We start from the raw sequence: 11557 nt of genomic DNA on the forward strand, positions 1-11557 counted from the left end.
CGGTACGGCTCTACCACGAGTTCTCCACCCTCGACGCCGTCTCCAACGGCCGCGCCCAGGTGATCCTCGGCCGCGCCTCGGCAACCGAGTCGTTCCCGTTGTTCGGTTACGACCTCGCCGACTACGAGCGGTTGTTCGAGGAGAAGCTGGACCTCTTCCTGCGGCTGCGACAGGACGAACCGGTCACCTGGTCCGGCACGGTACGAAGCCCGCTCACCGCGCAGCGGCTGCACCCACGGATGCCCGCCGGCGGCATCCCGACCTGGATCGGGGTCGGGGGAAGCCCGAACTCGGTCATCCGCGCCGCCCGGCACGGACTTCCGCTCATGCTCGCGATCATCGGCGGGCGTCCGCAGCGCTTCGCCGGCCACGTCGACCTCTACACCAGGGCGCTCGAACAGTTCGGGCATACCCTGCCGCCAATCGGGCAGCACTCCCTCGGCCTGGTCGCGGACACCGACGAGGAGGCGGTGGAGACGTGGTGGCGGTACTGGCAGCCGGTCGCGGCGGCCCTGGCCGCCGAACGCGGCTTCTACAAACCGGACCGCGCGCGCTACGAGGCCGAAATCGACCACGGGGCGCTGTTCGTCGGCTCACCCGAGACGGTGGCGCAGAAGATCGCCACTGTCGCTCGCGACCTGCGGCTGAGCCGCTTCGACCTGAAGTACGACATCATGCACCTGCCCCGCGAGGCCCGTGCGCGCACGATCCACCTGCTGGGCAGTGCGGTCGCGCCACGGGTCCGGGAGCTGCTGGCGAAGGAGCCCACCCATGTCTGATCTCTTGTTCGGCCTTGACACGTTCGGTGACGTACCGCAGGACGACGCCGGCAAGCTCGTCTCCCACGCGGCGGCGATCCGGCAGGTCGTCGACGAGGCGGTGCTCGCCGACCAGCTCGGGGTCGACGTCATCGCCCTGGGCGAGCACCACCGTCCGGAGTACTCCGTCTCCACACCGGAGACGGTGCTGGCCGGCATCGCCACCCGCACCTCGCGGATCCGGTTGGCCTCCGGCGTGACAGTGCTGAGCTCGGACGACCCGGTGCGGGTGTTCCAGCGCTTCGCCACCGTGGACGCGCTGTCGAACGGCCGGGCCGAGGTCATCCTCGGCCGCGGCTCGTTCACCGAGTCGTTCCCGTTGTTCGGTTACGACCTGCGCGACTACGACACGCTGTTCGAGGAGAAGATCGACCTGTTCGTGAAGTTGCTGGACGAGAAACCGGTCACCTGGAGCGGGACCCTGCGTGCCCCGCTGGAGAACGCCGACGTCTTCCCGAAGACCGAGTCGGGTCGCCTGGACACCTGGGTCGGCGTGGGCGGCTCGCCGCAGTCGGTCGTCCGCACCGCCCAGTACGGGCTTCCGCTCATGCTCGCCATCATCGGCGGCGCTCCCGACCGCTTCGCGCCCTACATCGACCTCTACCGCCGGGCCGCCGCGCAACTCGGCACCACCGCGCACCCGGTCGGGATGCACTCGCCCGGCTTCATCGCCGACACCGACGAGGAGGCCAAGGAGATCTACTGGCCGCACTACCGGATCATGCGGGACCGGATCGGCAAACTGCGGGGTTGGCCGCCGATCCGCCGCCAGGAGTTCGACTCCGAGGTGGAGAACGGCTCCCTCTACATCGGTTCACCGGAGACGGTGGCCCGCCGCATGGCCCGGGCGATCCGCAGCCTCGGCGTCGGCCGGTTCGACCTCATCTACTCGGCCGGAGCACAGCCGGCGAGCGCCCGCATGCGCGCCGTGGAACTGTACGGCTCGAAGGTGATCCCCATGGTCCGCGAACTGCTGGCCTGACCGCCACTTCCCCGCGAGAGGACGACATGACCGACAACGACCGAAGCCGGCCTGCCACCCTCGGCATCCTCGGTGCCGGCAAGGTGGGCACCGTGCTCGCCCGGCTCGCCGTCGCCGCCGGCTACCGGGTACGGGTAGCCGGCTCCGGCGACCCGGCGAAGATCGCCCTCACCGTCGAGGTGCTCGCCCCGGGGGCCGAGGCCACCACCGCGCTGGACGCGGCGACCGACGCCGACATCGTCGTCCTCGCCCTACCCCTGGGCAAGCACCGCAGCATCCCCGCCGAGGCGTTGCGTGGCAAGCTCGTCGTCGACGCCATGAACTACTGGTGGGAGATCGACGGCATCCGCGACGACCTCACCGACCCGCGTACCTCGTCGAGCGAGATCGTCCAGGCGTTCCTGTCCGGCTCCCGGGTGGTGAAGGCGTTCAACCACATGGGTTATCACGACCTGGAGGACGAGGCCCGACCGGCCGGGGTGGCCGGGCGCAAGGCCATCGCGATCGCCGGCGACGACAGCGCCGACGTCGCCGAGGTGTCGACACTGGTGGACGCGCTCGGCTTCGATCCGGTCGTCGCCGGCCCGCTGGCCGAGGGGGTACGACTCGAACCGGGCAGCGAGTTGTTCGGCGCCAACGTGAGCGCCGACGAGGTCCGCGCGATGCTCGACCGCTTCCCGGAGTCGGAGCGGGGACGGGTCGTCACCGCCGCCCGAGCCTCGACCTCACCCGGGGCCGCCTAGCGCGGCTACGCGGCGAAGGCCGCCCTCGGTTCGAGGAGCTGGCCGACGGCGTACTCCTCGTCGAAGGCGGCCGGGCCGAGCGCTTCGACCGCGGCGGCGCGCATCCGGGCGAGGTCCGCCGCGTCGTCCGGGTCCGGCACCTGGCCGAGCGCCGCGAACGCGGCATCCGCGACGCCGATCATCCGCGCCGCCCGCAGGTGATCTCCCTCGGCGGTCGCGAGCGCGGCGCCCGCGACGCAGACGTACGGCACGAAGTCGGCCCAGCCGTTGTCGAACACCCGCTCGCGGTTCTCGGCGAACAGCGTCCGCGCCACGTCGAGGTTGCCCAGCCCCAGCTCGCAGAACGCCAGGTTGTGATACTCGGAGTTGACGGTCTTGGGTTGGCCGAGCGTCTCGTTGAGCGCGATGCTCTCCCGGTACAGCTCCCGCGCCCGAACCAGGTCGCCGGACATCCGCGCGACGCCGGCCAGCACGTGCCTCGGCCGTTCCTCGAGGGCGCGGTCGCCGGAGCGCAGCGCCACCGCCAGGGCCTCCCGCGCCCGGGCCTCCCCGCCCGCCAGGTCGCCGCCGCGGATGGCGACCCGGGCGAGGCTGTAGCGGGCCTCCACCTCACCCGCCGGGTCGCCGGCCGCCCGCGCCCGCTCGATCTCGGCCTCGCTCATCCGCACCACGGCGTCGGTCTCGCCCCGCCGGAAGGCCGAACGCACGTTCTCACTGAAGCTCATGGCCTTCTCCCCCGTCACGCTTCGCTCGGTCGCGCCGTCAACATGGTCCAGTTCTGCACGAGCGCGAAGCCCATCGACTCGTAGAGCGGCCGGCCCATCGGGCTGCTGTGCAGGTAGGCGATGTCCGCGCCGGCCGCGATGCCGTCGCGCAGCACCGCTTCGGTGAGCGCCCGGCCGAGGCCACGACCCCGGGCGGACGGTACGACGCCGATGTTGAACACACCGACCACGCCGGCGGCCCTCATGCCGAGGGCGGTGCCGACGGGACGGCCGGACTCCTCGGCCAGATAGCCGGTCACGCCGTCGGTGTCGAGCACCGCGCCGCCCATCAGCGAGCCGAAGACACCGACGGGCGCCTCGAAGCTCTCGGCGAAAGCAGCGGTGTACGTGTCGCTCTCGGCGGCGCCGACAGGGCGTACCAGGGTCTGCTGGGTCGAGCCGGTCCGGAACACGATGTCGTCGGTGGCGCAGGCCAGCAGCGGGAGGGCGCCGCGTTCGGTGAGCCCGTGCCGGGCCGCGAGCTCGGCGATCCCGGCGCTGGGCTCACCTCGGACGATGATCGACCAGTGCGGGACCTGCGCGCGGACCTCGGTTGCCAACTCGTCGAGCGAGCCGAGGTCCGGGTCCGTGGTCAGGTCGAAGACCCCGTTGAGCGACGCGACGCCGGTGTGGGTGACCCCCGCGCGAGCGGTGCCGCGTTCGGCGTACCAGCCCTTCGGTGTCACCCGGCAGAGTGTCTCGATGGCGTCGGAGTACGCCGTCGCCAACCGGTCGGCGGTGGTGCTCATGCCTGGTCTCCCCCATGGAACTAGTCCTGACGAGTCCGTCAACCTAGCCAGCAATCCGTTAGACCAGCAAACGTGACGATTCGGGCATCCGGCGGTGCTCCGTACCGATCAGGAATCGAGAAGCCCCGGGGCCGACGTCCGGCCTAGCCTTTTCCCAGAACGGCCGGCGGCACGCCGAGCCGGACGACGAGAGGGAGACCGCCCATGTCCACGAAGACCACCACCGAGTCCGACGGCTTCACCGCCGAGGAGCGCGCCGCGATGAAGGAGCGCGCCGCCGAGCTGCGCGCCGAGGGCAAGAAGGGTGCCAAGAAGGCCGACGGGCTCCAGGCGGTCCTCGACCGGATCGCGCAGATGGAGCCGGAGGATCGGGCGCTCGCCGAGCGCGTCCACGTGACGGTGACCGCCGCCGCCCCGGACCTGACGCCCAAGACCTGGTACGGGATGCCCGCCTACGCGAACGCGGACGGCAAGATCGTGGTCTTCTTCCAGGACTCCGGGAAGTTCAACTACCGGTACTCGACGCTGGGCTTCCAGGACACCGCCAACCTCGACGACGGCGACATGTGGCCGGCGTCGTACGCGCTGCAGAAGTGGAGCCCCACCGTGGAGAAGAAGATCACCGAGCTGGTGCGGGCAGCGGTTTCCTGATCGTCCCGCTAACCGCCTGGATCGGGGCGACCGCAGTGGCCGAGCGGCCAGAGGTGAGCGATGATCGGGGCCGGCGACCGAGGGAGACACAGTGCGGACGATGTGGCGCGGACCGTCAGCGGCGACACGAGCAGCCCGGTGACGGCCCGAGCGGGTGAGGCGTTCGACACCGCTCGGGCGGTCTCCCACGTCGAGTCGTTGCTCGCCGTCGAGCTGCCCACGGACGGCGAGCCGGTCAGCGAGGGCGACCCGGCCACCGGTGAGTGGACCGGCACCCGGGGGGCGGGCTTCCAGATCATTCCGCTCTGGGAGAGCGACGACCTCGTCGGTGTGTACGGCGCCGAGTGGAACGAGGCCGAGGAGGTCGCCACGGCGAACCTGACCCTTGTCGTCGGTGAACTTGACCGCCGTTGGGGCCCGCACCGCAGGGTGTCCATGCACGTACCGCTGTTCCGCAAGCAGGCCGGCGCACCGATGCCGGCGCTGTTCCAGTCCCTGAGCGACATGGACTGCTACGGCGACCTCACCGTGTGGGGGCCGACGGCGGCCGAGGGCCGGTGGGTCGCGGTCTCGGTCAACCAGTGCGACGGCGACGCCCCGATGATCATGATCGGGGTGGTCAGTCGGTTCGCGATCACCGAACTGCCGGAGTGACACGTGTCGATCACCGACCAGGCCGTGGCCATCGCGGCGGCGGAGGCCGGCGCGGCAGTCGTCCGCGCGCGATTCGGGTCGCCGCTGACCCGCTTCATGAAGATCGGAAACGACTTCGCCACCACCGTCGACATCGAGGCGGAGGAGGCCATCCTCGGCGTCCTGCGCGGGGCGCGCCCCGACGACCTCGTGGTGGGCGAGGAGAGCGGGCGCACGGGCACCGGCGACAACGGCCGCACCTGGCTTGTCGATCCGCTCTGCGGCACGGCGAACTACGCCGCCCGCACCACGCTCGTGTCGGTCAACGTCGCGCTGCTCACCGGGACGGGCTGCGCCGTGGCCGCGTCGGCGGACCCGTTCAGCGGTGAGGTGTTCTGGACCGACGGCGGTGCCGCGTACGTCCGCCTCGCGGGCACCGACGAGCGGCTCGTGCCGTCGGCCGAGTCGAGGCTGGTCGACGTCAACCTCGACCCGCCGTTCCCCAGCCGGGACGTCTTCCTGGCCGCCCGGATGCTCGCCGACGAGGACTTCATCGAGCAGTTCCACCCCCGGGTGGTCTCCACCAGCCTGGCCGTTGCGTGGGTCGCCGCCGGTCGCCGCGCCGCCTACCTGACGGACCGCCACGACCTGAGCCGCAGCGTGCACTTCGCGGCCGGAATCGCGCTCTGCCAGGCGGCCGGTTGCGTGGTCACCGGGCTCGACGGCGAACCGCTGCACACCGGTGGGAACGGTCTCGTGGTGGCCGCTGACGAGCGGACACACGCCGCCCTGCTGACACTCGTCCGGAGGCAGCGCCCCGGACCAGCATGACACTTGACATGAAGTGGGGTTGAGGTTCTAGCGTCCCTAGATGATCACGTCCGGGCCGTCGCGTCCGGACGTCCGTCAGCCGAGCGCCACCGTCGGAGGGAATCTGATGCACCTGCCCCGCCCGCTCCGCCCGCGTACCGTCGCGAGCGCCCACTGCGACCTGCCGTGCGGCGTCTACGACCCGGCCCAGGCCCGCATCGAGGCCGAGTCGATCAAGGCGATCTCCGAGAAGTACCAGGCCAGCGACGACCCGGAGTTTCGCACCCGCTCCCTGCTCATCAAGGAGCAGCGAGCCGAGCTGGTCAAGCACCACCTCTGGGTCCTCTGGACCGACTACTTCAAGGCGCCGCACTTCGAGAAGTACCCCCAGCTGCACGGCCTGTTCAACGAGGCGACGAAGCTGGCGGGTGCCGGCGGCGCGAAGGGCGCCGCGGACCCGGCGGTCGCCGAGCAGCTCCTCGGGAAGATCGAGGAGATCTCGAAGATCTTCTGGGAGACCAAGCAGAGCTGAGCAGCCGGTACCGGGTGGCGCAGGCCACCCGGTTCGGGGTACCACGTTCGGGAGGAACCGCATGACGTCGCGCACCGACCTCGTCGAAGAGTTGATGAGCCGTTTCCCACACGTGCCGCGGGAGGCGGTCCTCAAGGAGGACCTGCTGCGGGGCGGGCTCGCCTTCGACGACGCGGCACTGACCGACAACGAACACGGCGACGTCAAGCCGAAGTCGTACTTCATCTTCTCCTTCGACCACCGGACGCTGCCGGAGCTGGGGACGGCCGCGCTGCGCCGACCGCCGGAGGAGATCGTGCTCACCGGGGGTCCGTACGAGCTACGCCGGACCGTCGTCTCGGTCCGCACCAACCCCAGTTCGCCGTACCGGGTCGGCACCGACGGCGACGGTCGACTGCGCCTGTTCCTGGACGGGCGGCCGATCGCCGACGTCGGGCTGCCCCCGATGCCGGCGTACTACCGCCACACCCTCGCCAACGGCAAGTCGGTGATGGAGGTCGCCCCGACGATCCAGTGGGGCTATCTCATCTACCTCACCGCGTTCCGGGTCTGTCAGTACTTCGGCGCCAAGGAGGAGTGCCAGTACTGCGACATCAACCACAACTGGCGGCAGCACAAGCAGGCCGGCCGCCCCTACACCGGGGTCAAGCCCGTGGACGAGGTCCTTGAGGCCTTGGAGATCATCAACCGGCACGACACCGACCGCGCGTCGCAGGCGTACACGCTGACCGGCGGCAGCATCACCTCGCAGGTCAACGGGCTCACCGAGGCCGACTTCTACGGCCGGTACGCGCAGGCGATCGAGGAGCGTTTCCCGGGCCGCTGGATCGGCAAGGTGGTGGCCCAGGCGCTGCCCCGAGCCGATGTGCAGCGGTTCCACGACTACGGGATCCGCATTTACCACCCCAACTACGAGGTGTGGGACAAGCGGTTGTTCGAGTTGTACTGCCCGGGCAAGGAGCGCTACGTCGGTCGGGAGGAGTGGCACCGGCGCATCCTCGACTCCGCCGAGGTGTTCGGCCCGCGCAACGTGATCCCGAACTTCGTGGCGGGCGTCGAGATGGCCGCCCCGCACGGCTTCACCAGCGTCGACGAGGCGATCGCCTCCACCGCTGAGGGGCTCGACTACTTCATGTCCCGGGGGATCACGCCCCGGTTCACCACCTGGTGCCCGGAGCCCACCACCCCGCTCGGCCGGACGAACCCGCAGGGCGCGCCGCTCGAATACCACGTCCGCCTGCTGGAGGTCTACCGGGCGACGATGGAGGCGCACGGTCTTTCCAGCCCGCCCGGGTACGGTCCGGCCGGGCCGGGGCGAGCGGTCTTCTCGGTCAGCTCCTTCATGGACACCCTGCCGTCGACTGATTCGTGACGGCCGCGCCGGCTGACCAGCCGTGCGGAACTGCCGAACAGCGGTATACCTCAGGGGGCATGTTCATACCCCTGAGGTATACCGCTGAGAACCGCATCGGCCCTAGCTGGCGTACGTCTCGAACTCACCGACTCGTGGCGTACCGTCGGAGCTGTTGATCTTGAAGTTGATCTTGCTCAACGAGGTCGCGGAGAAGGTGATCGCTCCGGCCCCGCTGCCGGCGGCCAGGACGGCTCCGTTGTCGTTGTTGATCAGCTGCCAGGACCCGATGGAGCCCTGGGTGCCGGACGGTTCGCGGATCACCACTCGGGACACCCGGGTCGCCGAACCCCACTTGATCGAGATCGTGCCGGTCGACCCGGCCGGCGACCAGTAGGTGCTCAGATCGCCGTCGCGGACGTTGCCGTAGCTGGTCCCGCTGGCCTTGCTGGAGCCGTCGGCGCCGGCGCCGAGGCTGAGGTTGGTCCCACCGGTGGGCGGCGGCGTGGTCGGCGGTGGGGTGGTCGGCGGTGGCGTGGTGGGTGGCGGCGTGGTCGGCGGCGGGGTGGTGGGCGGCGGGGTCTGCGGCGAGCAACTGCCGTTCGACACCTTCAGGCCCGTGTTGGCGCCGACCGTCTGACGGACGATCTCCGGTACGCAGCTCGCGCCGTCGAGGCTGTACGGGTACGGGATGCTGACCGTGGTGGTGGAGGTCGGGTTGGGGCCGGCCGGGTAGTTCTCGCTGCCCGCGCTGGACCAGGTCACGTTGTCGAAGATGTTGCCGCCGACCTGCCAGTAGCCGCGCTCGTTGGTGTAGAAGGTGCCCAGGACGTCCTTGGAGTCGCGGAAGTAGTTGTTCTCCACCTTGGCCCTGGCGCCGGCCCGCGAGTTGATGCCGGACTCGTGCAGGCTCACGTAGTGGTTGTTGTAGATGTGGGCCACACCGCCGCGCAGCAGAGGCGTCCGGGAGTCGATGTTCTCGTAGAGGTTGTGGTGGTACGTGATGTAGCCGTTCGACAGGTCGCTCTCACTGGACCCGACGAGGCCGCCGCGACCAGAGTTGCGCAGGATGCTGTAGGACAGCGTCACGTACTGGGTGTTGTCCTTCATGTCGAAGAGGCCGTCGTACCCTTCGGACTCCCCACCCGAGGCTTCCAGGGTGACGTGGTCGACCCAGACGTTGCGGACCGTGCTCTCCATGCCGATCGCGTCCCCACCGTTCGAGGTGGGCGAACCCGACTTCTTGACGTTCCGCACTGTCACGTTCTGGATGATGATGTTGCTGGAGTCCCGGATGTGGATGCCGAGCTGGTCGAAGACGGCGCTGCCGACCCCGATGATGGTGACGTTGCTGATCTGCTTGAGCTCGATCACGCCCGCCGCGGTGTTGCAGCTCGACCCCGACACCTTGCTGGTGTTGCCGTGGTTGATGGTCCCGCTGACCTCAATGGTGATCGGGGTGCTGCTGCTGGGCCGACCGCACAGCGCCGCGTGGATCGCCGTCCCGGTGGTGGCCCGCACCGTCTGCCCGCCCGCGCCGCCGGTGGTTCCGCCGTTCTGGGTGGCGTAGCCGGTGGCGTTGCCGACCGCCGCCGAGGCCTGCGGGGTCGGCACTGTCACCCCGACCGCTACCAGCACGGCCGCGGTGGCCAGCACCGCCCGACGTCGCAACACGACTCGTCGTCTCATGTCGCCTCACCTTCGCATTCGTCTCGTACCAGGTTTCGACTCGACGGACACCGCGATCACACCTGCCGACGGACGTCGTTCAGGAATTGGCGGCAGTCAATCGCGAGAATGTCATCGAGATCTTTCGTGCCCTGGTGGAAGCACTGATGTGTCGGGTGAGCGCGGCGCTCCTGGTGACGCCACTCGCCCGACCGTTAATCGAAACATCGATGTAACGCAATCGTAGGAAAGCGGTTTCCCTGAAGGCAATAGCTGACGCTTGCAGGTTTGTTGCAGTGCTCCCGGACGCTCGGGCGAGCGGGCGGGGCGCTCGCCGAGCCCGGTCCGCAGGTTGGCGCACGCGCGGTATTGACAGCGCCGGACCGGCCACCGATGCTCTGCTAAATCAGTTTAGCGACCGGCTCGCTCCGACCCGTCCCCTCCCGGTCCCGGGCAGGCTCGTCGACTGAGCGCACCACCCCCGAGAAAGGACCCGCATGAGACTGCGAAAAGGACTGATCCCGCTCGCCACCGCCGTCGTCCTGGCCACCGCCTCCGGCACGGCGTACGGCAGCGCGACCGGTAGCCCCGGCGCCCCGGACGGAATCCGCAGCATCACCCCGATCACCACCGTCTACACGTACGGCCAGAAGGTCTCCGCGGTGGCGATCGAGTACGGGGCCACTGTCAACCCCCGCACCCTCGACACCGACACGTTCGCGGTGACCGACACCATCTACAACTTCCGCTTCAACCCCATCGAGGACCTGCCGAAGCTCGCCGAGCGGACCGTCACCCGCACCTACACCAACTCGGCACCGGACACCCGCGACGACCACCGGTCGACGCCGGGCAGGTACGTCATCGTCGAACTCGACCCCGCGGACACCGGCGGCTCGACGGTCATCGTCTCCAAGTGCCCGACGTTCCTCTGCACCGTGAAGGTCAACCCCGAGCTGCCCACCCGGGTCGTGCAACGCGAGGACGTGCACGGCCAGCCCGGCCGAGGGGCCGGTAAGGGGCCGGTGCTCGCCCGCGCCACCCCGCGCGAGTCCCGACCGGTCACCGCGAAGCCGGTCAACCACCTGGTCGACGAGTTCACCTACGGCTCGTTCCTCAGCGGTGGGATGGTGCTGCCGTACCACTACCACCTGCCGAAGAACTACCAGCCGGGCCGCACGTACCCGCTGATGGTCGTCCTGCCCGGTCACGGAATGGGCTGGGACGGCGACAACCTCGGTGTCCAGCTCGCCGCCGACATCCCGGCGACCGCGTGGCTCCAACCGCAGTGGACCGGCACCTCCGAGGACGTCATCGTCCTGGCCCCGCAGCACCAGCGGGTCGGTGGAGCCGCCGAGGCGGACCTGCTGGTCAAACTGCTCGACCAGTTCGTCGACCAGTTCGCGGTGGACACCCGTCGGGTGTACGCGACCACCGTGTCGTACGGCTCGCAGCTGCTCTGGGAGGCGTTCGCCAAGCGTCCGGACCTGTTCGCCGGCGGGTTGGTGACCGGTGGTTTCCCGGTCAACGCCACCCAGGCGAGCGCCATCGCGGCGGCCGAGGTGCCGGTGTGGATCACCCACGGCGAGCACGACCACCTGCTCAACGTCTCCGGCGCGCGCAACTCCACGGCGGTGCTGCGGCAGGCGTACGCCGCCCGGGGCAAGACGCCCGAGCAGGCCGCCGACCTGGTGCGCTACACCGAGTACGCGGACGCCGCGTTCTCGGTGCCGGACTACCACGCGGCGTTCGGGCCGACCTACGAGGACGACGGCATCCTGCGCTGGCTGCTCGACCAGGCCAAGCCGTAGGGTCGCGGGTCGGGCGACGCCACGCCTCGACCCGACGGCGCGATC

At 69.8% G+C, this 11557-nt stretch carries 12 protein-coding genes; 9 read left to right on the forward strand and 3 right to left on the reverse strand.

Translation table 11 applies throughout. The annotated features are described in order from the left end of the window. From KBX53_RS09545 to KBX53_RS09555, 3 genes are all read left to right on the forward strand, one after another. Positions 1-779, forward strand: a 779-nt coding sequence (locus KBX53_RS09545; protein WP_210858688.1) for an LLM class flavin-dependent oxidoreductase, incomplete at its 5' end; no start/stop codon positions are given. Continuing rightward, positions 772-1800, forward strand: a complete 1029-nt coding sequence (locus tag KBX53_RS09550; RefSeq protein ID WP_210858689.1) for an LLM class flavin-dependent oxidoreductase — start codon at positions 772-774, stop codon at positions 1798-1800. The genes KBX53_RS09545 and KBX53_RS09550, both read left to right, overlap by 8 nt. A 26-nt stretch (positions 1801-1826) precedes the next feature. After that, a complete protein-coding gene (locus tag KBX53_RS09555; protein ID WP_210858690.1) occupies positions 1827-2543 on the forward strand; it encodes an NADPH-dependent F420 reductase in 717 nt (238 codons plus the stop codon). A 5-nt stretch (positions 2544-2548) separates the two neighbouring features. On the opposite strand, the gene KBX53_RS09560 is transcribed toward KBX53_RS09555, so the two are convergent. Both KBX53_RS09560 and KBX53_RS09565 read right to left on the reverse strand, forming a co-directional pair. Continuing rightward, positions 2549-3268 (reverse strand): hypothetical protein, encoded by a 720-nt coding sequence (locus KBX53_RS09560; protein WP_030333910.1) that lies wholly within the window; start codon positions 3266-3268, stop codon positions 2549-2551. A gap of 14 nt (positions 3269-3282) precedes the next feature. Beyond that, positions 3283-4056 (reverse strand): GNAT family N-acetyltransferase, encoded by a 774-nt coding sequence (locus KBX53_RS09565; protein ID WP_210858691.1) that lies wholly within the window; start codon positions 4054-4056, stop codon positions 3283-3285. A 204-nt stretch (positions 4057-4260) separates the two neighbouring features. Between KBX53_RS09565 and KBX53_RS09570 the strand changes: the two genes are divergently transcribed. From KBX53_RS09570 to KBX53_RS09590, 5 genes are all read left to right on the forward strand, one after another. Further along, a complete protein-coding gene (locus KBX53_RS09570) occupies positions 4261-4707 on the forward strand; it encodes an iron chaperone (protein WP_210858692.1) in 447 nt (148 codons plus the stop codon). A gap of 138 nt (positions 4708-4845) precedes the next feature. Beyond that, positions 4846-5361, forward strand: a complete 516-nt coding sequence (locus KBX53_RS09575; RefSeq protein ID WP_210858693.1) for a hypothetical protein — start codon at positions 4846-4848, stop codon at positions 5359-5361. Between the two features lie 3 nt (positions 5362-5364). Continuing rightward, complete coding sequence (locus KBX53_RS09580; RefSeq protein ID WP_210858694.1) at positions 5365-6171, forward strand: inositol monophosphatase family protein; 807 nt, start codon at positions 5365-5367, stop codon at positions 6169-6171. A gap of 106 nt (positions 6172-6277) precedes the next feature. Then, on the forward strand, positions 6278-6682 hold the full coding sequence (sodN, locus tag KBX53_RS09585; RefSeq protein WP_030333904.1) for a superoxide dismutase, Ni: 405 nt from the start codon (positions 6278-6280) through the stop codon (positions 6680-6682). Positions 6683-6743: 61 nt separating this feature from the next. Then, positions 6744-8054 (forward strand): radical SAM protein, encoded by a 1311-nt coding sequence (locus KBX53_RS09590; RefSeq protein ID WP_210858695.1) that lies wholly within the window; start codon positions 6744-6746, stop codon positions 8052-8054. 102 nt (positions 8055-8156) lie between these two features. Here KBX53_RS09590 and KBX53_RS09595 read toward each other — a convergent pair whose 3' ends face one another. Further along, positions 8157-9722: a polysaccharide lyase family 1 protein gene (locus KBX53_RS09595; protein WP_210858697.1), complete on the reverse strand. Its 1566-nt coding sequence runs from the start codon at positions 9720-9722 to the stop codon at positions 8157-8159. Positions 9723-10198: 476 nt separating this feature from the next. Here KBX53_RS09595 and KBX53_RS09600 point away from each other — a divergent pair, with 476 nt between their 5' ends. Further along, on the forward strand, positions 10199-11512 hold the full coding sequence (locus KBX53_RS09600) for a hypothetical protein (protein ID WP_210858699.1): 1314 nt from the start codon (positions 10199-10201) through the stop codon (positions 11510-11512). Positions 11513-11557: the final 45 nt, after the last annotated feature.

The sequence above is a fragment of the Micromonospora sp. M51 genome (genome assembly GCF_018070305.1).
GTDB lineage: Bacteria > Actinomycetota > Actinomycetes > Mycobacteriales > Micromonosporaceae > Micromonospora > Micromonospora parva.

Bases quoted from the DNA above. Each gene is read 5' to 3' on its own strand.
- KBX53_RS09550 (WP_210858689.1), top strand. From the start codon at position 772: ATGTCTGATCTCTTGTTCGGCCTTGACACGTTCGGTGACGTACCGCAG.
- KBX53_RS09570 (WP_210858692.1), top strand. From the start codon at position 4,261: ATGTCCACGAAGACCACCACCGAGTCCGACGGCTTCACCGCCGAGGAG.
- KBX53_RS09565 (WP_210858691.1), bottom strand. From the start codon at position 4,056: ATGAGCACCACCGCCGACCGGTTGGCGACGGCGTACTCCGACGCCATC.
- KBX53_RS09555 (WP_210858690.1), top strand. From the start codon at position 1,827: ATGACCGACAACGACCGAAGCCGGCCTGCCACCCTCGGCATCCTCGGT.
- KBX53_RS09595 (WP_210858697.1), bottom strand. From the start codon at position 9,722: ATGAGACGACGAGTCGTGTTGCGACGTCGGGCGGTGCTGGCCACCGCG.
- KBX53_RS09600 (WP_210858699.1), top strand. From the start codon at position 10,199: ATGAGACTGCGAAAAGGACTGATCCCGCTCGCCACCGCCGTCGTCCTG.
- KBX53_RS09560 (WP_030333910.1), bottom strand. From the start codon at position 3,268: ATGAGCTTCAGTGAGAACGTGCGTTCGGCCTTCCGGCGGGGCGAGACC.
- sodN (WP_030333904.1), top strand. From the start codon at position 6,278: ATGCACCTGCCCCGCCCGCTCCGCCCGCGTACCGTCGCGAGCGCCCAC.
- KBX53_RS09590 (WP_210858695.1), top strand. From the start codon at position 6,744: ATGACGTCGCGCACCGACCTCGTCGAAGAGTTGATGAGCCGTTTCCCA.